Source organism: Pseudomonas sp. P4_C3, from assembly GCF_056402075.1.
Genome location: NZ_JBFUIC010000053.1, coordinates 1 through 21,039 on the forward strand (window position 1 = coordinate 1; position 21,039 = coordinate 21,039).

A 21,039-nucleotide genomic window follows, 5' to 3' on the forward strand; every position below is an offset into this window, starting at 1 on the left:
GTTCCGGCTTGCTCAGCGCATACTGGCCGTCGACCCAACGGGTGATGCCATTGCCGACAAAAGGCGCGTTGACCGCGTTGTAGAAACGCTCCTGGGCCTCGGCACTTTCACTGATCAAGGACACGGTGAATTGCGGACTGTAGCGATTGAACAAGGCAATGGCGCTGTCCAGGTCGTCGACGATTTTCAGGCTGACTTCCGGGGTTTCTTCCCACTCCCATTCACGGCCCAATTGATCTTCCGCCAACGGCTCGGCCTGCGCTTCGGTCTGATAGCCTTCGGCGCGGTACACCTCGACCGTTGCAGCCAGCCAGTCTTGCGGCAAATGCGACTCGCTGCCTTCGACGATGTGCAGCTTGCAGCCCTGCCCACGTGCAGTGCCGGCCTGCTTGAGTGCGTCGAGGAACAGCGGCACCAGTTCAGCGGCACGGTCGCGGTGAATCAGGCAGACGTTCAGGGTGTTGCAGACCTTGCGGTCCAGGGAGTTGCGCACCACGGCGGCAAAACGCGGGGCGTCGGCATCGGCGTTGGCGATCAGCCACGCACCACCGGTGCCATGCAGGCTGACCGCCGTGCCGGCCTGCTGCGCGATGCTGCCCAACTGGCTGACGGCGCGCCCCGAACCACGGGCCACCGCCAACGACAGGCGTCGGTCCGCGAACATCGCCCAACCGGCGGCGTGGTTGACACTTTCCACCAGCGACACTGCACCGGCCGGCAAGCCGGCGTCGCTCAGCGCAGGGTTCAGTGCATGGGTGACGATCGCCTGGGCCGTGCCCAACGCATCACTGCCAATGCGCAGCACGGCGGTGTTGCCGGTGCGCAATACACCGGCCGCATCGGCAAACACATTCGGCCGACCTTCGAAGACGAACGCGACGATGCCCAGCGGCGAGACCACTTGTTCGACTTTCCAGCCATCATGCTCGACGCAACTGATCACCTTGCCACGGCTGGCCGCTGCATCACGCCAGGCGCGCAGGCCGGCGATCATGTCGCGACGCATGCGCTCATCGGCCAGCAACCGGGTGGTCGAGCGACCGCGCGCCTTGGCCCGTTCGATGTCGGCCAGGTTGGCGGTCTCGATAAAGGCCCAGCACTCCGGGGTTTCAAGGCGCTGGGCAAACAGATCGAAGAAGGCGCTGATCGCTTGATCGGACACCGCCGACAGCGCGGTAAACGCCGCTTCGGCGCGCTCGATCGCGACGCTGGCCGCTTGCTGGTCCGCCACGGGGATCAGCAGCAACTCGCCGCTGACCTGCTCCACCAGCAGGTGGTCACCGGGCTGGAAGCGTTGCGCCAGTTCGGGGCTGACAACAGTGACACGATTACCGGCGAAAGGGATGGGCGTGCCAGCGACTAGACGTTCGAGCGCAAGAGACATGAAGCGGTATCACCATGCTGTGGGCGGTTGGAAAATGTATAGCAATTTCCCTGTAGGAGCGAGCTTGCTCGCGATGGACTCCGGAACACCGCGTTTATCCAGCAGGCACGCGTTTTCGTTAACGACCATCGCGAGCCAGCTCGCTCCTACAGGGGTAAGTGGTGGCCGCTTACGTATCTCAATGTGTACAGCTCCGCCCCCGACACACCCCGCACTCAAAACCCCGCCACAACGACACACCACAGATACACCCCATTGATGGAATACGCCTGTCGATTGGCCAGGCCGATCAAAGCGCTCAACTCACCGGGCACGCCGTTGCCCCGCCTCCCCGACCTGAAAGAGATCAACATCCATGAGCACCTCCATTTCTTCGGCCGTCAAAGGCCTGTACCTGAACCTCGACCGTGCCGGCGACTGGGTTGCGCCTTTGGCGCTGCGGGTGTTCCTCGCCTGGGAGTTCTTCGAGTCCGGCCTGGAGAAATTCAACGGCCAGAACTGGTTCACCGATATCCAGGAGCGCTTCCCGTTTCCGTTCGACTACCTTCCAGCGACGCTGAACTGGGAACTGTCGATGTGGGCCGAACTGGTCTTTTCCATGACCTTGCTGCTGGGCCTGGGCACACGTTTTTCGGCGTTGAGCCTGATGGTGGTGACCCTCGTCGCAACCGCCGCCATCCATTGGCCCGCCGACTGGCATACCCTGAGTGAACTTGCCCAAGGCTATGCCATCAGCAACAAGGGTTACGGCAACTTCAAACTGCCATTGATCTACCTGGTGGCCTTCACGCCGCTGTTGCTGATGGGTGGCGGCAAGCTCAGCATCGATGCACTGCTGGCTCGTTGCTTCTGGCGTCGCTGAAACGAAACCTGCAACGCGGACAAACAAAAGGGGACTTCCATGAAGTCCCCTGTTTTTTTTGCCCGGAACTAACCCATCACTTCTTCCAGCCCGGTCTGCTCGGCCAGCTTCGGATGCGCGCTGCGTTCATGCACATGGGATTGCGGGGTGCGGTCGATCAGCAGGCTCAGCAATTCCGGGCGGCTGTAGTGGCCACGGGAATCCATCATGCGTTTGCGCTTGTCGATCTGGCTCATGTCGAGATCAACAATCACCTCGCCCTCACCTTCCTGCAACGAACCCAGCACCACACCGTCCGGGCCGACGATCGCCGTGTAGCAGCCACCCGAGATCGGACCGATGGCGCAACCGGTGTCGGCCATGATCTGCGCCTGTTGCTCGGGGTACAACCACGCCGTGGAATTGACCACAAAGCACGCGGCCTCCAGGGCATGTTGGCGAATGCTGACTTCCATTTGCGAGGCGAACAGCGGACCTGCAAACGACCCCGGGTACATGGCCGCATGGATCTGTTCGCCATCGGCCATCAAGGCATAACGGGCCAGCGGGTTGAAATGCTCCCAGCAGGCCAGTTGCCCAATGCGCCCTGCCGCGCTGTCGACGGCCCGCAGGCCGGAACCGTCGCCCATGCCCCAGATCATGCGTTCGTGGTAGGTCGGGGAAATCTTGCGGCGACGCTGGATCAGCGAGCCGTCGGCATCGAACAGCAACTGCGTGTTGTACAGCGTGCCGCCATCGCGCTCGTTGACGCCGATGGACACGACCATGCCCGCTTGCCTGGCCGCAGCGCCGATGGCATCGGTGGCGTCCGAAGGCACGGTGACAGCCTGGTCCAGCAGCTTGAGGTGTTCGGCGGCCATTTCGAACGGCGACTGCACGTAGGAAAAGTACGGGTAGTAGGGCACAACGGTTTCCGGGAACACGGCAAATTGCACGCCCTGCTCGCCGAGGTCGAGAATCTTCTGCACCACTTTGTCGACGGTGCCTTCACGGCTGTAAAGAACGGGACTGATTTGTACGGCAGCGGCTTTGACGAGGGTCATGGCGGTGATCTCATTGAGGGAAAAGTTTCAACGAGATAAATATTACGATAATAATATAGCGACATGAATGTCGTATACACCACCTTTCAGGACATCATGATTCAGCCCCGACTGGCACGCTGAATCACCTGTGGCGGCTGCCCGAACGCCCGAATAAAAGCGCGACGCATACGTTCCCGGTCACCAAAGCCCGTGTCCGTCGCCACCACATCGATGGAGTACCGCCCGCTTTCCATCATCAACCGGGCCGACTCGACCCRCAGGTTTTCGATGGCCTTGGCCGGAGACTGGCCGGTTTCGGCATGAAACACCCGACTGAATTGCCGAGGGCTGAGATTGGCCGCGCTGGCCAGTTCCTCGACTGACAGCGCGGACTTGAGATTCTGTTTGGCGTAGTTCAGCGCGGCCTGTATGCGATCGGTCTTGGGGGCCAGTTCCAGCATCACCGAAAACTGCGACTGCCCACCGGAACGCCGGTGGTACACCACCAATTGCCGCGCCACCTTGCGTGCAACGTCGGCCCCCAGATCCATCTCCACCAGTGCCAACGCCAGGTCCACGCATGCGCTCATCCCCGCCGCGGTCCACAGGTGGCCATCGTTGATGAAGATCCGGTCTTCCTCGACCTTCACGTTCGGGTACGCCTTGCGAAAGGACGGCACATGCGCCCAATGGGTGGTCGCCCGCCGACCGTCGAGCAAACCGGCCTCCGCCAACGCATTCGCCCCCGTGCAAATCGAGCCCAGACGCCGGGTGCCGTGACTGGCGCGGCGCAAAAACTCCAGCATGCCCGGCGTGGTCGGGCGGATCAGGTTGTCGCCCATGACCAGTAGCGTATCGAACGCACGCTGGTCGAACGCCTCGGTCTGCACAGCAAAACCGGCGGACGTCTGCACCATGCCACCCGGTTCGGACAGTAATGCAATGCGGTACAACGGCTCATCTGCGGCGCTGTTGGCCAACTCGAAGGCGGCACACATGGCCAGGCCCAGAACCTGGAAACCGGGGTAAACAATGAGTCCGATCTGGTGCATGGTTATATGACCTTAAACGCGTCATACCTGATATTCAGGCCAGGATCTGCACTCTAACCCGAATAGCCCGCACCGGACATCGGGATGGAGCACCTCGCGCATTGGCCGATGGCGACGGATAATCAAGTGGTTTCCATCTCACCGAGGATTTGAAGGATGTCACTGACTCTTTATTTCCACCCGCTCTCGTCGTTCTGCCACAAAGCGCTGATCGCGCTCTATGAACTGAACATCGAGTTTGAAAAAAGAGTTATCGATCTGGGCAACGATGCCGACCGGGCCGAACTTCAAGCGCTGTGGCCGATCGGCAAGTTCCCGGTGCTTCGCGATCACGCCCGGCAAAAGGTTGTGCCGGAGTCGAGCGTGATCATTGAGTACCTGGACCGGATTCATCCCGGCCAGGCGCAGCTGATTCCCGAAGATCGGGAAACCGCCCTGGAAGTACGTCTGTGGGATCGTTTTTTCGACCTGCACGTTCAGGTGCCGATGCAGAAGATCGTCGCTGACCGAATGAACGCCGCCAACGGTGACCTGACCCGGGAACGCGCCGCGCTGACAACGGCGTACGGCATGCTTGAACGTCAACTGGCGGCAAGAACCTGGGTGGCCAGCCCGGCGTTCAGCATGGCCGATTGCGCCGCCGCCCCGGCGCTGTTCTACGCCAGCACCCTCGTGCCGTTTCCCGACGATTACCAGCACTTGAGTGCTTATTTCGACAGGTTGGTCCAAAGGACCTCGGTCAAGCGCGTGATCGACGAGGCAAGACCCTGGTTTTCCTGGTATCCGTTTGCCGAGGCCATCCCGGAGCGCTTTCGGTAGAGGTGGAAAACGGGCGCAAAAACGGAAAAACCGACGAATAATAACCGTCAGTCGAGTGTTATCTGATTACGCAGGAATAAAAAATGGCAGGGGCGGCTGGATTCGAACCAACGCATGGCAGGATCAAAACCTGCTGCCTTACCGCTTGGCGACGCCCCTGTATCTGTTGCGATGAGTGCCTGGCACTCGCTTTCTTGAGTGGCAACAAGAGCTGTTGCCTGCTTGCGCGAGAGGCTCCCTGAGGGCCTGTGCAAGAGTGGGCGCAAATTTACCAACCTTTGTCTCGTTTGGGAAGCCCCAACAAAACAATTTGTTTTTTAAAACAGACGCTTAGTGTTGAACCGCATCTTGGCGAGTGGTCGACACACGTTCAGCCCGACCAGGTCTGCTACGCTTTTCCTTACTCGAATGGAATCGGGAATCGTGTGCGCAACACCCTTCCCCTTGTCATCTGAGGGCGCCAATGTGAAAGGCAAATTAATGGCTACCGCTGCAACCCTACTGGTGGTCGGGGCCGCGATCTATGGGTTGCACACCTGGGAACACATCCAGAGCCAGCGACAGGAAACGGTCTGCAAGGCCGCCCGGGAACATCTCAATCGGCTGGAAACCCAGACGAGAGCCTTGGCCTCCGGGTTGACGGTCGAAGCCTATGCCGAAGCCGAAAAAGCCGAGGCCGGCCAGTTGGTTCTAGCGCTCGATACCGCCAAAAATGCAGCCGAGGTCGATGCCGTCATCGACAAGCATGCTGCGGCCATCGAAGCGCAGATAACGGCCGAGGACGCAGAGGTCCAGTCCAGGGGCGAGCAACCCTTCCTCGGTCAGGAACTGAAAAAGCAGCGCATCCCCACCGACGTCAAACAGGAATACAAACGAGCTGAAAAAGCCGTCGCCGAAACCTGCGAATAGTTTCAACCGCCAGCTCCAGGTTTGTCGCCAGCGTCTAGACTTCAGCAAAAGCAGGTTGCAACCAGACCCCGCGTTTATCACAAAGAACCTACAAAAAACGAGGGGGTCTCGACTTTGAAAATATCAACCCTCTGCGTCATCGCGAGCCTGCTGGTGTCGGTCGCGGTGTCTGCCAACGGCGTCATTCCCATTCTCGAAATGGACTTCACACGGTCTGCGATGGAAACCCTGAAAAAAATCGGAATTGACGATGCCTGCATCATCGGCGCCTYGAGCCCCGCTTCATTCACCTACTGCCGGGAAGGATCGATGACGCTCTGGAAGTATCAGGCACTGGACCTGGAACAAATGGCGGCGATACACAGTGATGTGCAGCGGCCCTTGACGGTTTACCAACCCATTTCTGTCCTGGAGTTCGAGAGCGCGGCCTGTGAAGACGAGATGCGCGTATCCGCCGCTGGAAAACCGGCAACGATACGTTGGCTGACCCTTGGCCTGATGGCTATTTTCCTGCTGGTCGGCTTGGGTTACACCTATCGGGCCATTCTGCAGCGCCGCCATGACGCCACCGCGTACTCGCAACCCCATGAGCAAGGGTCGAGCGAATTTCAGGCAACCGCACAAACAAAAGCCCTGGCAGCGTTTGGTCTGGCTGTTGCCGTGGCATTCGTTTACTTCAACTACACAGGGTATTGAACAACAGGTGAGCGCGCCGTTGCGGCGCACTCACCGGTCACTCAGTGCGGCGCGCGCGGGATGGTCTTGAGCAGGTCTTCGGGGCTGATGTGCCCTACCACGCTGCCCGGTTGCGGCAGGTTGAGGATGTGGCCCTTCATCTTGCCGATGATGTGCATCTCACAAGGCTTGCAGTCGAACTTCAGCGTCAGTACTTCATCGCCGTGGATCAGTTGCATCGGCGCGACCTTGGTGCGTACGCCGGTGACGCCCTTGGCCTGTTTCGGGCACAGGTTGAAGGAGAAACGCAGGCAGTGCTTGGTGATCATCACCGGCACCTCGCCGGTTTCCTCGTGGGCCTCGTAGGCCGCGTCGATCAGCTTGACGCCATGGCGGTGATAGAAGTCGCGGGCCTTCTGGTTGTAGACGTTGGCCAGGAACGACAGGTGCGACTCCGGGTACACCGGCGGCGGGCTGGTTTCAGCTTTACGGCTGCCACGCGGGTGGGCGGCGATCCGCGCTTGGGTCAAGGCTTCGATCACTTCACGGCGTAAGGCCTTGAGCTGCGAGTTCGGGATGAAGTACGCCTGCGGCGCGTCCAGCTTGATGTCGATGGCGTGGTACTGCGTGGTGCCCAGTTGACCGAGCAGATCCTGCAATTGCTCCAGCGCCTGTTCCGGCTTGTTGGCGGCGCCGAACGGGCCGTTCAGGGTGACGCTGGCGCTGATGCCTTCTTCGCTGGTAGCGCTCAGTTCCAGCTGTTCTTCACGCAGGCGAGCGACCCAGCTCAGGGCGATACGACGCTCGGCAGAGGTCTTTTGCAGCGCCTGTTGCCAGTTGTGATCGAGATTGCGATTCAGCGGATGGTTGGGGCGCAGCTTGTACATCCCCTCCGGCATCTCGTTGGGCTCGACGCGATAGCGATAGCGCTTCTCGCCGTCTTCCTCGAACTCGCCTTTGGGCTCGGCGATGTTGGCACGGAAACCCACCACTTCACGCTTGACCAGCACGTTGAGGCCGTCGCCGTTGGACAGCGGCTCGTGCGTCACGACCTGCATGTCACGCTTGGCGACTTTCTCCACCACACCCACCGGCAGACCGGTGAAGGTCGGCGAGTCAAAGGCGCCGATATCGATCTTGCGGTCCGTGACGAAGTAATCGGTGCTGCCACGGTGGAAGGTTTTTTCCGGGTCGGGCAGGAAGAAGTGCGCGGTGCGGCCGCTGGAAGCGCGGGCCAGGTCAGGACGATCTTCGAGAACATCGTCGAGGCGCTGGCGGTAGTAGGCCGTGATGTTCTTCACATAGCCCATGTCCTTGTAGCGGCCCTCGATCTTGAACGAACGCACGCCGGCCTCGACCAGGGCGCGGATGTTAGCGCTCTGGTTGTTGTCCTTCATCGACAGCAGGTGCTTTTCGTAAGCGATCACGCCGCCCTTTTCGTCCTTGAGGGTGTACGGCAGACGGCAGGCTTGCGAGCAGTCGCCACGGTTGGCGCTGCGCCCGGTCTGGGCGTGGGAAATATTGCACTGGCCGGAAAACGCCACGCACAACGCGCCATGGATAAAGAACTCGATGGCCGCATCGGTTTCGTCGGCAATGGCGCGGATCTCCTGGAGATTCAACTCACGGGCCAGCACCAGTTGCGAGAAACCGGCCTGATCGAGGAACTTCGCCCGCTCCAGGGTACGGATGTCAGTCTGGGTACTGGCGTGCAGTTCGATCGGCGGAATATCCAGCTCCATCACCCCCAGGTCCTGGACGATCAGCGCATCGACGCCGGCGTCGTACAACTGGTGGATCAGCTTGCGGGCCGGCTCCAGTTCGTTGTCGTGCAGGATGGTATTGATGGTGGTGAACACCCGGGCATGGTAACGACGGGCGAATTCCACCAACTGGGCGATATCGCTCACTTCGTTGCAGGCATTGTGGCGGGCGCCGAAGCTCGGGCCACCGATGTAGATGGCATCGGCGCCATGCAGGATGGCCTCGCGGGCGATGCTCACATCGCGGGCAGGGCTGAGCAATTCCAGGTGATGTTTGGGCAAAGACATAGTTTTTTTAGTCAGGCTTGTCACGGTCGAGGCGTGCATTGTAGCGGCGAAACGCCTGACCGGCACTCGTGCGCTGCCAGGTGGTGTATTGCGTAGGCCCGGCCTGCCTGAATCCTTGTAGGAGCGAGCTTGCTCGCGATGGACGTTAACGATGACGCGGGCATTCCTGTATGCACGCGTCGCCCTTATGTTCATCGTCGGAACGCCGCCCGGAGCAAGCTCGCTCCTACATCAGGCCTTGGCGGCCATCGCGGTCACTTCCACGCGCATGCCTTGCACTGCCAACGAGGCAACCCCGACAGCAGCGCGCACCGGCCATGGCTTGGCGAAGTAGCGCTTGTAGACTTCGTTGAACGCGGCGCGGTCGGCCATGTCGGTGAGGTAGATGGTCAGGTGCATCACGCGGTCCATGGAGCTGCCGGCACGCTCCAGCGCAACCTTCAGCGCTTGCAGGGTGCATTCGCTTTGCAAGGTGATGTCGCCCAATTCGAGGCTGCCGTCGGCGCGGGTGGGGATCTGGGTGGAGACCAGCACACCGCCGAAACCGACGACGTCGGAGGAAATCGAATCCGCATCAGGATCGGGGGTAAAGGTCAGGTCGTGGTTTGCCATTGCAGGTTCTCTTGCTTGAAAGGATAAGGCAGGCGCCTTTTGCGCGGCCAGTTTACAGGGCGATCCCTGGCGCGTCGCTAATCCAGACCGGACGGCTGCTCGTGTCCCGTGGCCTGGCGGTACTGGCGCGGGGTGAAGCCGGTCAAGGCCTTGAACTGCCGGGTGAACGCGCTGTGGTCGGTATAGCCGCACTGCAGGGCAACCTCGGTGATCGGCATATCGGTGTGGAGCAACCGATGCGCATGCTCCAGGCGAACCTTCTGGATCATCTGCCGGGGCGTCAGGTGGAACACGCGCTTGCAGTAGCGTTCCAGCTGCGCCACTGAAATGCCGGCGATCCGCGTCAACTCGCCGAGGGTGACGCGACGGTTGAAATGCGCGCGAATGTGTTCGTCCACCGCCGCCAGGCGCTGGTACGCCGGGTGCGTATCACTGGCCGATTGCAGATCGACCGAGATGCCCGCCAAGCCGATGATTTCATTGTGGCGGTTATACAAGGGTCGTTTATGGGTCAGGCACCAGCCCGGCTCGCGGCTGCCGTACAGATGCAACTCCAGCTGGTCTTCCAGTACAAAACCCTGCTCCAGCACTCGCCGGTCCTGCTCGGTGTAACCAGGCCCCAATTGTTCGGGAAACACCTCGGCGCTGGTTTTCCCCAGCAGAGGTTTTAGCTGCTTCAAGCCACAGCGTTGCACCAGCGTGCGATTGGCCATGACATAGCGCGCCTGCACATCCTTGATGAAGATCGCCGCATTGGGAATGACATCGAGCATGGGCAGCAGCAGCGCCACGCCGGCCAGCAGTTGTTCGATGGATTCGGGGCGGTTCGAGTCGTCGCCCTGGCACAACAGCGCAAACGCATCCTGAGTCATCAACCGCCCCCTCGCAAAAATCGGACATTGCCCATTGTGCTGATTTCGTCATCGACACCCAAGGAAAACATCAATCGCGAGTAAGCCGCCGAGTTCACTCTATGGCCACCGCCCTCCTCGGCAAAACCGAAAAGGGCGATTTGAAGTGCACACCTGCCTATCCAATAACTCACAAGAAGGCGATGCCATGTCAGGCCAAGGCAAGTTCAAAAAACAACTTTCGTTGATAGACCTTACGTTTATCGGACTGGGGGCGATCTTCGGCTCCGGCTGGCTGTTCGCAGCCAGTCACGTGTCCGCCATCGCGGGGCCGGCGGGGATCTTTTCCTGGCTGCTGGGCGGTTTTGYGGTGCTGCTGTTGGGCATCGTCTACTGTGAACTCGGCGCGGCGCTGCCCCGTGCCGGCGGTGTGATTCGCTACCCGGTTTACTCCCACGGCCCGCTGCTGGGTTACCTGATGGGCTTCATCACGCTGATCGCGTTTTCCAGCCTGGTGGCCATCGAGGTGGTCGCCGCACGCCAGTATGCCGCTGCGTGGTTTCCCGCATTGACCCAGGCCGGCTCCAGCAATCCAACGGCGCTTGGCTGGCTGGTGCAGTTCGGCCTGCTGTGCCTGTTCTTCATGCTCAACTACTACAGCGTGAAAACCTTCGCCAAGGCCAACAACCTGATCAGCCTGTTCAAGTTCATCGTGCCGTTGCTGGTGATCGGCGTGCTGTTCACTTTCTTCAAACCGGAGAACTTCCAGTCCCAGGGCTTCATGCCGTTCGGGCTGTCAGGTGTCGAGATGGCGGTGTCCGCCGGCGGCATTATCTTCGCCTACCTGGGGTTGACGCCGATCATCTCGGTGGCCAGCGAAGTGAAGAATCCGCAACGTACCATTCCGATTGCATTGATCCTCTCCGTACTGCTCTCTACCGCCATCTATGTGTTGTTGCAAGTGGCGTTCCTCGGCGGCGTGCCCACCGAAATGCTCGCCAACGGTTGGGCCGGCGTCGCCAAGGAACTGGCCCTGCCCTACCGCGACATCGCCCTGGCATTGGGTGTGGGCTGGCTGGCTTATCTGGTGGTGGCCGACGCGGTGATCTCCCCCAGCGGTTGCGGCAACATCTACATGAACGCGACACCGCGGGTGATCTACGGCTGGGCGCAAACCGGCACCTTCTTCAAGGTCTTCACCCGTATCGATGAAAAGTCCGGCATCCCGCGTCCGGCGCTGTGGCTGACCTTTGCCCTGTCGGTGTTCTGGACCCTGCCCTTCCCCTCCTGGGAAGCCCTGATCAACGTGGTCTCCGCCGCGCTGGTGTTGAGCTACGCCGTGGCCCCGGTGTCGGTGGCCGCCCTGCGCCGCAATGCGCCGGACATGCCGCGTCCGTTCAAGGTCAAGCGCATGGGTGTCCTCGGCCCGGTGTCGTTCATCATCGCCGCGCTGATCGTCTACTGGTCCGGCTGGAGCACCGTGTCCTGGCTGCTCGGCCTGCAGATCCTGATGTTCGTGGTGTACCTGCTGTGCGGACGTTTCGTGCCGACCCAACACCTGAGCCTGGCCCAGCAAGTGCGCTCTTCGGCATGGCTGATCGGCTTCTACGCCGTGACCATCGTGCTGTCGTGGCTGGGCAGTTTCGGCGGCATGGGCGTACTCACCCATCCCTTCGACACCGTGGTCGTGGCGGCTTGTGCGATGGGCATCTACTACTGGGGCGCGGCCACCGGCGTACCGGCGCATCTGGTTCGCCTGGAAGACGAGGACGGTGAAGCCGAAGCCGATCCCGTTTACAGCGGCCAGCGTCCGATTGGCGCGTCCATCCAGACTTCCCGCTGAGATTCAGGCCAGCAAAACCTCTGAGTTTTTCCAATGGAAAGGTTTATGAAAAAAGTACATGTCATTGATTCCCACACCGGCGGCGAACCGACTCGCCTGGTGATGTCGGGCCTGCCCCAACTGCCTGGCCGGACCATGGCTGAGAAGCGCGATGCCCTGCGCGAGCAGCATGACCAATGGCGTCGCGCCTGCCTGCTGGAGCCCCGCGGCAACGATGTGCTGGTGGGTGCGCTGTATTGCGAACCGGTGTCGCCGGATGCCACCTGCGGCGTGATCTTCTTCAACAACGCCGGCTACCTCGGCATGTGCGGCCACGGCACTATCGGCCTGGTCAACTCGCTGCATTACCTGGGGCATATCCAGCCCGGCGAGCACAAGATCGATACACCGGTCGGCCCGGTCAGCGCCACGTTGCATGAGGACGGCAACGTCACCCTGCGCAACGTGCCCGCCTACCGCTACCGCCAACAGGTGCCGGTCCAAGTGCCGGGGCATGGCCGCGTGTACGGCGACATCGCCTGGGGCGGCAACTGGTTTTTCCTGGTGTCCGATCACGGTCAGGCGTTGCAGATGGACAACGTCGAGTTCCTCACCGAGTACACCTGGGCAATGCTCAAGGCCCTGGAAGCTCAAGGCATCCACGGCGAAGACGGCGCGCTGATCGACCACATCGAACTGTTCGCCGACGACGACCACGCCGACAGCCGCAACTTTGTCATGTGCCCCGGCAAGGCCTACGACCGCTCGCCCTGCGGGACCGGCACCAGCGCGAAACTGGCATGCCTGGCAGCCGACGGAAAACTGGCCGCCGGTGAACGCTGGGTCCAGGCCAGCATCACCGCCAGCCAATTCGTCGGCAGCTACGAATGGGAGGGCGAACGCATCATCCCTTTCATCACTGGCCGCGCCTGCATGACCGCCGACAGCACCTTGCTGATCGACGAACAGGACCCCTTTGCGTGGGGCATTTGAGCCGCCACGCCTTTTCCCTAACCCGATCTGAATGAACGCTTCAAGGAGTGACTACACAATGAGCGATAACATTTTCACTGGCTGCATCCCTGCACTGATGACTCCGTGCACCGCCGAACGCAAGCCGGACTTCGACGCGCTGGTGGCCAAGGGTCGCGAGCTGATCGACATCGGCATGAGCGCCGTGGTGTATTGCGGTTCCATGGGCGACTGGCCGCTGCTGACCGAAGCCGAGCGTCAGGAAGGCGTGGCGCGCCTGGTGGCCGCCGGCGTTCCGACCATCGTCGGCACCGGTGCCGTCAACAGCCGTGAAGCGGTGTCCCATGCGGCACACGCGGCCAAAGTCGGCGCCCATGGCTTGATGGTCATCCCTCGTGTGCTGTCTCGCGGCGCTTCGGCCACCGCGCAAAAAGCCCACTTCGCCGCGATCCTCCAGGCCGCTCCTGGCCTGCCGGCGGTGATCTACAACAGCCCTTACTACGGCTTCGCCACCCGCGCCGACCTGTTCTTCGAACTGCGCCGCGAGTACCCGAACCTCATCGGTTTCAAGGAATTCGGCGGTGCCGCCGACCTGCGCTACGCGGCTGAACACATCACCTCCAAGGACGATGACGTGACCTTGATGGTCGGTGTCGACACCCAGGTGGTGCATGGCTTCGTCAACTGCAATGCCACCGGTGCCATCACCGGCATCGGCAACGCACTGCCGCGCGAAGTGTTGCGCCTGGTGGCCTTGAGCAAACAAGCGGCCAAGGGCGATGCCAAGGCGCGTCGTCAGGCGCGGGAGCTGGAATCCGCACTCGCCGTGCTGTCGTCCTTCGATGAGGGTTGCGACCTGGTGCTCTACTACAAGCACCTGATGGTGCTCAATGGCGACAAGGAATACGCCCTGCACTTCAACGAGACCGATGTGCTCAGCGATGCCCAGCGTCGTTATGCCGAGAACCAGTACGCACTGTTCCGTCAGTGGTACGAGCAGTGGTCGGCCGAGCAGAACTTCGCCTGACATCCAGCCTGTACAGCGGCGTGCCAATGCGCGCCGCTTTTATTTTCGCCCACGGCGGTACGGCGTTTTTTCGCAAACGCCTCCCCTCTTTTTTTCAGGAACGACCATGACTCTGACAGGCAACATGTTGATCGGCCAGCAGGCCATCCCCGGCAGTCGCGAAGCGATCCGCGGCATTGATCCCGCCACTGATCTGCCCCTTGAACCGGCCTATCACGGTGGCAGCGGCGAGCACGTCGAACAGGCCTGCGCCCTGGCGTGGAGTGCCCTGGACAGCTATCGCGCGACGTCCCTGGACGCCCGCGCCGAATTCCTCGAAACCATCGCCAGCGAAATCGAAGCCCTGGGCGATGAATTGATCGACCGCGCCRTGGCCGAGACCGGCCTGCCGCGCCCGCGTATCCAGGGTGAACGAGGCCGCACTTGCCAGCAGTTGCGTACCTTTGCCCGCACCGTACGCGCAGGCGAGTGGCTGGATGTGCGGGTCGACTCCGCGCAACCGGAACGTCAGCCCCTGCCACGCCCTGACCTGCGTCAGCGTCAGGTGCCGCTCGGCCCGGTGGCGGTGTTCGGTGCCAGCAACTTTCCCCTGGCCTTCTCCGTCGCCGGCGGTGACACCGCGTCGGCGCTGGCCGCCGGTTGCCCGGTGATCGTCAAGGCCCATGGCGCGCACCCCGGCACCAGCGAACTGGTAGGCCGAGCGCTGGCCCGTGCGGTCAAACTTTGCGGGCTGCACGACGGCGTGTTCTCGCTGTTGTACGGCTCCGGCCGCGATGTGGGCATCGCCCTGGTCACCGACCCGCGCATCAAGGCGGTAGGGTTCACCGGCTCGCGCAGCGGTGGCATGGCCTTGTACAACGCGGCCCAGGCACGGCTCGAGCCGATCCCGGTGTATGCGGAGATGAGTTCGATCAACCCGGTACTGCTATTCCCCGCGGCACTGCAATCGCGTGCCGAAGCGCTGGCGCAAGGCTTCGTTTCATCCCTCACCCAAGGCGCCGGCCAGTTCTGCACCAACCCCGGTCTGGTGATTGCCCGCCAAGGCGCGGACCTTGAGCGCTTCATCAATGCGGCGGCAGATCATGTGCGACGCAGCCCGGCGCAGACCATGCTCACACCCGGTATTTTCAACGCCTACGAGGCCGGAGTCGACGCACTGCTCAAACATGCACACGCGGTGGCCATCGGCTTGCGGGGCGAAACCCCGAACCAGTGCCAGGCTCACCTGTTCGTCACCCAGGCCAGTGAGTTTCTCGCCGACCCGGCGCTGCAGGCAGAAATGTTCGGCGCCGCGTCGCTGATCGTGCAATGCGCCAGCGACGAGCAAATCCGCGAGGTCATCGAACACCTGGAGGGCCAGTTGACCGCCACCCTGCACCTGGACGATGCCGACGTGGAAAGCGCCCGGGCATTGCTGCCGATACTGGAGCGCAAGGCCGGGCGCCTGTTGGTCAATGGCTGGCCGACCGGAGTCGAAGTGTGCGACGCCATGGTCCATGGCGGCCCATTCCCGGCGACGTCCGATGCGCGCACCACCTCGGTCGGCACCGCCGCCATCCTGCGTTTCCTGCGCCCGGTCTGCTATCAGGACTTCCCCGACGCCCTGTTACCGGCCGCGCTCAAGCACGGCAATCCGTTGCAGTTGCGTCGCCTGCTCGACGGCCAGAGAGAAGCCTAGGCCATGTCCAACGACTCCCTTTTCAACAGCCCGCACACAGCGGCGGACGTTGCCGTGATCGGCGCCGGAATCATCGGCGTCGCCTGCGCCCTGCGCCTGGCACGCCAGGGCCGGCGGGTGGTGGTCATCGATCAACAGGAACCCGGCCGTGGCGCCTCCTTCGGCAATGCCGGGCACCTGGCCACCGAGCAGGTGTTCCCCATCGCCGACCTGTCGATCCTCAAACGCCTTCCCGCCATGCTCATGGACCCGATGGGCCCGCTGCGCCTGGACTGGAAATACATGCCCCGGGCCCTGCCCTGGTTCGCACGCCTGTTGTTGAACCTGCGCCCGGCGCCGTTCCAGCGCACTGTGGCCGGTATCCGCGCGCTCAATGAAAGCAGCCTGGGCGCCTGGCACCGGTTGCTGGAGACCATCGACCGCCCCGAACTGATGAAAGAAGACGGCTCGCTGCTGGTGTTCGAACGCCCCGACTCGCAACAGGCCATCGAAGCGCTGCAGGCGCGCATGCGCCAGCAGCAAGTGCCGGTGGATTTCTGGCAGGCCCAGGCGGTCCGCGATGCCGCGCCGCAACTCAGCGAGCAGATCCGCGGCGGCTTGTTCTTCCCGCGCACCGGGCACTTTCTCGATCCCTTCCGGGTGGTCGGCGAACTGGTCCACGCCGCCAAAAGCAACGGCGTACAGTTCCTCAAGCAACGGGTCGAGGGCGGGCAGTTGCATGACAACGGCGTGTCGTTGATCACCGATCAAGGCCGTTTCAACAGTCGCCAGGTATTGATTGCCTGTGGCGCCCATTCAGCGAAGCTCACCGCCGCACTGACCGGCAAGAAGGTGCCGCTGGACACCGAGCGCGGTTATCACCTGATGCTGCCCCACGAACACGGGCGCTTGCCGTTYGCCGTCACATCGCTGGAGCGCAAGTTCATCATGACGCCGATGACCGAGGGCCTGCGGTTGGCCGGCACCGTTGAATTCGCCGGTCTGGAATGCCCGCCGACCATGGAGCGCGCCTGGCAGTTGCACCGTCTGAGCAAAGGCCTGTTCAAACACGACCTGAGTGCCGAAGCCGCCACGCCGTGGATGGGTTTCCGCCCCTCCCTGCCCGACTCCCTGCCGATCATCGACCGGGTGTGCCACGGCAAGGTCCTGCTCGCCTTCGGTCATCAGCATCTGGGGCTGACCCAGGCGGCGGTCACGGCGGAAATGATTGCGCAAATGGCCTCGCCTTTGATCGAAGCCCAGCCTCACGGCCTGCCGGCGACTGCGCCGTACCGGCTCGATCGTTTCTGAGGATCACTTGAAAAAATCACTCGGCGTCTTGCCGAACTGCTTCTTGAACATGGTCGTGAACGCGCTCGGGCTGTCGTATCCCAGCTCCCCGGCGATGTCGATGATCTTCTCGCCGACGGCGATTCGTTCCAGCGCCAGCAGCAGTCGCGCTTGCTGGCGCCATTGGCCGAAGGTCATACCGGTTTCCTTGCGCAACCTGCGCTGGATGGTTTTTGCGTCGAGGCTCAATCGCGTACTCCAGTCCGACAACGTCGAGCCATCCCCGGGATTACGCTGCAACGCGGTGCAGATCAGGTTGATCCGTGGATCGGTGGGCTGTGGCAGGTTCAACGGCAAGGTCGGCAGGATCGTCAGTTCATCCAGAATCAGCCGCAGCACCCGGGCTTCCCGCGAGTCCGGATCGCGGTTGAAATCGAAATCGACCGAGACCTTGATCAGCTCACTCAACAATGCGGACACACTCACGGCCCGGGTTTCGGTGGGCAGATCCAGGCTCGCGTCGGGGTGCACGAACACGCTGCGCATCTTGATCGGCCCCACACAGCGAATCGAGTGCACCTCTCCACTCGGCATCCAGATGCCACGGCTCGGTGGCACCGTCCATTGGCTCGTTGCCGTGTGCACCACCATCACGCCTTCGATGGCATAGATCAGTTGGTGCTTCTCATGGGAATGCGGCGCGATATTCCAGTTTTCCGGGTAGTCGGTCGCACTGCTGCGAACGCTCCAGCCGCCCTGGTCGATTTCCGCAAGAAATGTCTGCAATGGCTTGATCATGTCGCCCTTTTTGCGATGGTCAGCGCCCGAGTTGCGCGAGACGGGCGTCTTCAGGGCCCATAGGATAACGTCGAACCCTGAAAATGGCTGCGCCTTGCGCTCGCAGTTCGCGTTTTTTATCCGGAAACTCGCCTATGTCGACCACTACCCTCAGCTCACCCTCACCCACCGTCTCCGTTGCAAGCCAGGCCAGCCCCTTGGTTATGCGCGTCATCGGCGCCTGTGCTTTGGCACACCTGATCAACGACTTGATCCAGGCCGTGCTGCCGTCGATCTACCCGATGCTCAAGACCACCTATGGACTGAGTTTCACCCAGGTCGGCCTGATCACCCTGACCTTCCAGCTCACCGCTTCACTGCTGCAACCGTGGATCGGTTTCTACACCGACCGGCATCCCAAACCGTGGCTGCTGCCAGCGGGCATGGTCTGCACCCTGATCGGTATTCTGATGCTGTCGATGGTCGGCAGCTTCCCGGCCATTCTCGTGGCCTCGGCACTGGTGGGGGTTGGCTCGTCGACCTTTCACCCCGAGACCTCACGGGTGGCGCGACTGGCCTCGGGCGGTCGCTACGGCCTGGCGCAGTCGACCTTTCAGGTCGGTGGCAACGCTGGTAGCGCCTTCGGCCCCTTGCTGGCCGCCGCGATCATCATTCCCTACGGCCAGGGCAACGTCGCCTGGTTCGGCCTGTTCGCGGTGTTCGCCATTCTCGTGCAGTACGGGTTGAGCCGCTGGTACCGCAACCACCTGAACCTGTTCAAGCTCAAGCAAGGCAGCAAGGCCACCCACGGCCTCTCCAAGCGGCGAGTGACCTTCGCCCTGGTGGTGCTGGCGTTGCTGGTGTTCTCCAAATACTTCTACATGGCCAGCTTCACCAGTTACTTCACCTTCTACCTGATCGAGAAATTCGACCTGTCGGTGGCCAGTTCGCAGTTGTACCTGTTCCTGTTTCTTGGCGCCGTCGCGGCGGGCACCTTCTTTGGTGGCCCGATCGGCGACCGGATCGGCCGCAAGCAGGTGATCTGGTTCTCCATCCTCGGCGCCGCGCCCTTCACTCTCGCCCTGCCCTACGTCGACCTGTTCTGGACGGGCGTGTTGAGCATGATCATCGGCTTCATCCTCGCCTCGGCATTCTCGGCGATCGTGGTCTTCGCCCAGGAACTGGTGCCCGGCAACGTCGGCATGATCGCCGGGGTGTTCTTCGGCCTGATGTTCGGATTCGGCGGCATTGGCGCCGCGCTGCTGGGGCATCTGGCGGATATCCATGGCATCGAGTACGTGTACATGCTGTGTTCGTACCTGCCGTTGCTGGGGATTTTGACGATCCTGTTGCCTTCGACCCGGAGTGCTCGCTGAAGGATTCAGCCGATCATTTTTGATACCCGCCCTGTAGCACTCGGTAACACCTGGCCCTGTTGCGGTGCGTCTTTGCCACGACGCACCGCCACCCGCCCCGCGCCACACGGGCAAAACCGCCATGGCGTACTTTGTGCATCCAAAGGCCATCCTCTTCTGCCTGTAGCCGCCATGCGCCCCAAGGAACTGAAACTCTGGACCACCGGAGTCGCCCACCTGCTCGACCTGCCTGCCGGGCATGCGCGGCTGTCGGGGTTGAGCCATTGGCTTCGGCAAATCTGCCCGGTCGATCATTTCGTGTTGTTTGTCTACGAAGGCAATCACCGGCCACTGGCGTTGTTCGATACGTTCTCGGCGGACAAGCGGGCGGTGTATGTCGATGACTATCAGTGCGGCCCTTACCTGCTCGATCCGTTCTACCTGGCCTGCACACGCGGGCAGGCACCGGGGCTGTGGCGTCTGCGCCAGTTCGCCCCCGACCACTTCTACCTCGGCGAGTACTTCCTGACCTATTACCAGCAGACGGGTCTGGCCGAGGAAGTGGCGTTTTTCGTCGACCTCGGCGGTGGTGCCACGGCGGTGTTGTCGTTGATGCGATCGAGCGCCAGCTGTGCGTTCAGCCGGGATGAAATGCAACTGGTCGAGTGCGCGCAAGCGGTGGTCGAACAAGTCATCAATGAGGCCTGGCGCTTGCGTCAGGCCCAGCAACCGCGACCGGCACAGGACCTGGACTTCAAGATCCGCGCAGCCTTCGACCAGTTCGGCGCGCACATCCTCACCGGGCGCGAGCAGGAAATCGTTCAACTGTTGTTGCGCGGCCACTCAAGTGCCTCGGTCGCCGAACAACTGAACATCAGCCCCGGGACGGTGAAGATTCACCGCAAGAACATCTACGCCAAGCTGGGCATTGGCAGCCAGTCGGAGTTGCTGGGGTTGTTTATACGGGAGTTGACGGAGGATCCGTTGCAGGCTCCCGGCCTCAAGCTGCAAGCCTGATGTTCATTGGTATACGCATATCCCTGTGGGAGCGAGCTTGCTCGCGGTGACGGCCATACATTCAACATCCATGTGTCTGACACACCGCCATCGYGAGCAAGCTCGCTCCCACAGGTCTACTGGTGATCCGGAGATTGTGGTCAGGGCGGATCAAGCTGATCCAGCGCCCCTGGGCTCAAGCTGCAAGCCTGATACCTGTCGGCTAGCAGAAACCCCTGTGGGAGCGAGCTTGCTCGCGRTGRCGGCCATACATTCAACATCCATGTGTCTGACACAYCGCCATCGYGAGCAAGCTCGCTCCCACAGGTCTATCGGTGATCCGGAGATTGTGGTCAGGGCGGATCAAGCCGATCCAGCGCCCGGTTCACTGCCAGTTCACCGAGCATGATCACTTGCGCAATGCCCAACAGCGCATTGCGGCTCGTCCCCTCCAGATGATCCACCAGATCGTTGGCCATTACATTGGCCGAGGCCAGCGACTCGCAGGCATGCACCAGTAAGGTCTCGACATTGAGTTCGGGATTGACGATGAACATGGTGCTGGGCTTGCGCGGCGTCGCCATGATGTTGGGGCCGAGGTTGAGATCGAGGCTTTCGTACGGAGATGCCGGATCAGTGTCCGGGGGATTGGGTGTGACTTTGAACATAGTGAAACTCCTTGTACCGTAAAAAGGAGCCATCACTCTCACGCTACCAAACGTTGGGTGGTGGCCATACGCAGGTTGGTAGACCGGGTACAAGGAAACCGGCGCGCCCGAAGGCGCCCTGTGCATGGCCACCATGTAGCAGCAGAGCAGAAAAACGCTGCTGATAGTGACGCATTGCACCTTGTAACACCGGGCTACCAAACCCGATCACTGTTTTTCAGCGACCGGCAAACGA

At 61.7% G+C, this 21,039-nt stretch carries 19 protein-coding genes and 1 tRNA gene; 11 read left to right on the top strand and 9 right to left on the bottom strand.

The features are described 5' to 3' along the window. On the bottom strand, window positions 1-1,384 hold a 1,384-nt coding region (locus AC1DVH_RS11940), incomplete at its 3' end, for an aldehyde dehydrogenase family protein (RefSeq protein ID WP_477753966.1). 355 nt (window positions 1,385-1,739) lie between these two features. On the opposite strand from AC1DVH_RS11940, the gene AC1DVH_RS11945 reads away from it, so the two are divergent. Next, window positions 1,740-2,246, top strand: coding sequence for an HvfX family Cu-binding RiPP maturation protein (locus AC1DVH_RS11945; RefSeq protein ID WP_477753967.1), 507 nt, complete (start codon window positions 1,740-1,742; stop codon window positions 2,244-2,246). 68 nt (window positions 2,247-2,314) lie between these two features. Here the strand turns inward: AC1DVH_RS11945 and AC1DVH_RS11950 are convergent, their stop codons facing one another. Together AC1DVH_RS11950 and AC1DVH_RS11955 are read right to left on the bottom strand one after the other, a co-directional pair. Continuing rightward, window positions 2,315-3,289 carry a nitrilase-related carbon-nitrogen hydrolase gene (locus AC1DVH_RS11950; RefSeq protein WP_477753968.1) on the bottom strand — a complete coding sequence of 325 codons (975 nt, stop codon included), beginning with the start codon at window positions 3,287-3,289 and terminating at the stop codon, window positions 2,315-2,317. A gap of 101 nt (window positions 3,290-3,390) precedes the next feature. Continuing rightward, a complete protein-coding gene (locus AC1DVH_RS11955; protein WP_477753969.1) occupies window positions 3,391-4,323 on the bottom strand; it encodes a GlxA family transcriptional regulator in 933 nt (310 codons plus the stop codon). A 156-nt stretch (window positions 4,324-4,479) separates the two neighbouring features. Between AC1DVH_RS11955 and AC1DVH_RS11960 the strand changes: the two genes are divergently transcribed. Then, window positions 4,480-5,142 (top strand): glutathione S-transferase family protein, encoded by a 663-nt coding sequence (locus AC1DVH_RS11960; RefSeq protein ID WP_477753970.1) that lies wholly within the window; start codon window positions 4,480-4,482, stop codon window positions 5,140-5,142. A gap of 84 nt (window positions 5,143-5,226) precedes the next feature. Here AC1DVH_RS11960 and AC1DVH_RS11965 read toward each other — a convergent pair. Beyond that, window positions 5,227-5,301 (bottom strand) — tRNA-Gln (locus AC1DVH_RS11965). Window positions 5,302-5,622: 321 nt separating this feature from the next. On the opposite strand from AC1DVH_RS11965, the gene AC1DVH_RS11970 reads away from it, so the two are divergent. Together AC1DVH_RS11970 and AC1DVH_RS11975 are read left to right on the top strand one after the other, a co-directional pair. Next, window positions 5,623-6,051 (top strand): hypothetical protein, encoded by a 429-nt coding sequence (locus AC1DVH_RS11970; RefSeq protein ID WP_477753971.1) that lies wholly within the window; start codon window positions 5,623-5,625, stop codon window positions 6,049-6,051. Window positions 6,052-6,165: 114 nt separating this feature from the next. After that, window positions 6,166-6,747, top strand: a complete 582-nt coding sequence (locus AC1DVH_RS11975) for a hypothetical protein (protein ID WP_477753972.1) — start codon at window positions 6,166-6,168, stop codon at window positions 6,745-6,747. 41 nt (window positions 6,748-6,788) lie between these two features. On the opposite strand, the gene AC1DVH_RS11980 is transcribed toward AC1DVH_RS11975, so the two are convergent. From AC1DVH_RS11980 to AC1DVH_RS11990, 3 genes are all read right to left on the bottom strand, one after another. Then, on the bottom strand, window positions 6,789-8,777 hold the full coding sequence (locus AC1DVH_RS11980; protein ID WP_477753973.1) for a peptidase U32 family protein: 1,989 nt from the start codon (window positions 8,775-8,777) through the stop codon (window positions 6,789-6,791). A gap of 231 nt (window positions 8,778-9,008) precedes the next feature. Then, entirely contained in the window at window positions 9,009-9,389 is a 381-nt protein-coding gene (locus AC1DVH_RS11985) for a RidA family protein (protein WP_477753974.1), read from the bottom strand. A 77-nt stretch (window positions 9,390-9,466) separates the two neighbouring features. Further along, window positions 9,467-10,261, bottom strand: a complete 795-nt coding sequence (locus AC1DVH_RS11990; protein WP_477753975.1) for a PAS domain-containing protein — start codon at window positions 10,259-10,261, stop codon at window positions 9,467-9,469. Between the two features lie 187 nt (window positions 10,262-10,448). Between AC1DVH_RS11990 and AC1DVH_RS11995 the strand changes: the two genes are divergently transcribed. The 5 genes from AC1DVH_RS11995 (at window position 10,449) to AC1DVH_RS12015 (ending at window position 17,029) form a co-directional block, all read left to right on the top strand. Further along, complete coding sequence (locus AC1DVH_RS11995; protein WP_477753976.1) at window positions 10,449-12,083, top strand: APC family permease; 1,635 nt, start codon at window positions 10,449-10,451, stop codon at window positions 12,081-12,083. Window positions 12,084-12,128: 45 nt separating this feature from the next. Then, window positions 12,129-13,055, top strand: a complete 927-nt coding sequence (locus tag AC1DVH_RS12000; RefSeq protein WP_477753977.1) for a 4-hydroxyproline epimerase — start codon at window positions 12,129-12,131, stop codon at window positions 13,053-13,055. 58 nt (window positions 13,056-13,113) lie between these two features. Next, complete coding sequence (locus AC1DVH_RS12005) at window positions 13,114-14,061, top strand: dihydrodipicolinate synthase family protein (protein WP_477753978.1); 948 nt, start codon at window positions 13,114-13,116, stop codon at window positions 14,059-14,061. Between the two features lie 106 nt (window positions 14,062-14,167). Next, window positions 14,168-15,739, top strand: coding sequence for an aldehyde dehydrogenase (NADP(+)) (locus AC1DVH_RS12010; RefSeq protein ID WP_477753979.1), 1,572 nt, complete (start codon window positions 14,168-14,170; stop codon window positions 15,737-15,739). Window positions 15,740-15,742: 3 nt separating this feature from the next. Beyond that, entirely contained in the window at window positions 15,743-17,029 is a 1,287-nt protein-coding gene (locus AC1DVH_RS12015; protein WP_477753980.1) for an NAD(P)/FAD-dependent oxidoreductase, read from the top strand. 3 nt (window positions 17,030-17,032) lie between these two features. Here AC1DVH_RS12015 and AC1DVH_RS12020 read toward each other — a convergent pair whose 3' ends face one another. Beyond that, complete coding sequence (locus AC1DVH_RS12020; RefSeq protein ID WP_477753981.1) at window positions 17,033-17,806, bottom strand: AraC family transcriptional regulator; 774 nt, start codon at window positions 17,804-17,806, stop codon at window positions 17,033-17,035. A gap of 134 nt (window positions 17,807-17,940) precedes the next feature. Here AC1DVH_RS12020 and AC1DVH_RS12025 point away from each other — a divergent pair, with 134 nt between their 5' ends. Both AC1DVH_RS12025 and AC1DVH_RS12030 read left to right on the top strand, forming a co-directional pair. Beyond that, window positions 17,941-19,161 carry an MFS transporter gene (locus AC1DVH_RS12025; RefSeq protein WP_477753982.1) on the top strand — a complete coding sequence of 407 codons (1,221 nt, stop codon included), beginning with the start codon at window positions 17,941-17,943 and terminating at the stop codon, window positions 19,159-19,161. A gap of 171 nt (window positions 19,162-19,332) precedes the next feature. Next, complete coding sequence (locus AC1DVH_RS12030; RefSeq protein WP_477753983.1) at window positions 19,333-20,157, top strand: helix-turn-helix transcriptional regulator; 825 nt, start codon at window positions 19,333-19,335, stop codon at window positions 20,155-20,157. Between the two features lie 332 nt (window positions 20,158-20,489). Here AC1DVH_RS12030 and AC1DVH_RS12035 read toward each other — a convergent pair whose 3' ends face one another. Further along, window positions 20,490-20,804, bottom strand: a complete 315-nt coding sequence (locus tag AC1DVH_RS12035) for a DUF6124 family protein (RefSeq protein ID WP_477753984.1) — start codon at window positions 20,802-20,804, stop codon at window positions 20,490-20,492. Between the last annotated feature and the right edge of the window lie 235 nt (window positions 20,805-21,039).

Coding starts and splice junctions, on each gene's coding strand:
- AC1DVH_RS11980 (WP_477753973.1), bottom strand. CDS start 8,777: ATGTCTTTGCCCAAACATCACCTGGAATTGCTCAGCCCTGCCCGCGAT.
- AC1DVH_RS11950 (WP_477753968.1), bottom strand. CDS start 3,289: ATGACCCTCGTCAAAGCCGCTGCCGTACAAATCAGTCCCGTTCTTTAC.
- AC1DVH_RS11960 (WP_477753970.1), top strand. CDS start 4,480: ATGTCACTGACTCTTTATTTCCACCCGCTCTCGTCGTTCTGCCACAAA.
- AC1DVH_RS12000 (WP_477753977.1), top strand. CDS start 12,129: ATGAAAAAAGTACATGTCATTGATTCCCACACCGGCGGCGAACCGACT.
- AC1DVH_RS12005 (WP_477753978.1), top strand. CDS start 13,114: ATGAGCGATAACATTTTCACTGGCTGCATCCCTGCACTGATGACTCCG.
- AC1DVH_RS11970 (WP_477753971.1), top strand. CDS start 5,623: ATGGCTACCGCTGCAACCCTACTGGTGGTCGGGGCCGCGATCTATGGG.
- AC1DVH_RS12030 (WP_477753983.1), top strand. CDS start 19,333: ATGCGCCCCAAGGAACTGAAACTCTGGACCACCGGAGTCGCCCACCTG.
- AC1DVH_RS11945 (WP_477753967.1), top strand. CDS start 1,740: ATGAGCACCTCCATTTCTTCGGCCGTCAAAGGCCTGTACCTGAACCTC.
- AC1DVH_RS12020 (WP_477753981.1), bottom strand. CDS start 17,806: ATGATCAAGCCATTGCAGACATTTCTTGCGGAAATCGACCAGGGCGGC.
- AC1DVH_RS11985 (WP_477753974.1), bottom strand. CDS start 9,389: ATGGCAAACCACGACCTGACCTTTACCCCCGATCCTGATGCGGATTCG.
- AC1DVH_RS12035 (WP_477753984.1), bottom strand. CDS start 20,804: ATGTTCAAAGTCACACCCAATCCCCCGGACACTGATCCGGCATCTCCG.
- AC1DVH_RS11990 (WP_477753975.1), bottom strand. CDS start 10,261: ATGACTCAGGATGCGTTTGCGCTGTTGTGCCAGGGCGACGACTCGAAC.
- AC1DVH_RS12025 (WP_477753982.1), top strand. CDS start 17,941: ATGTCGACCACTACCCTCAGCTCACCCTCACCCACCGTCTCCGTTGCA.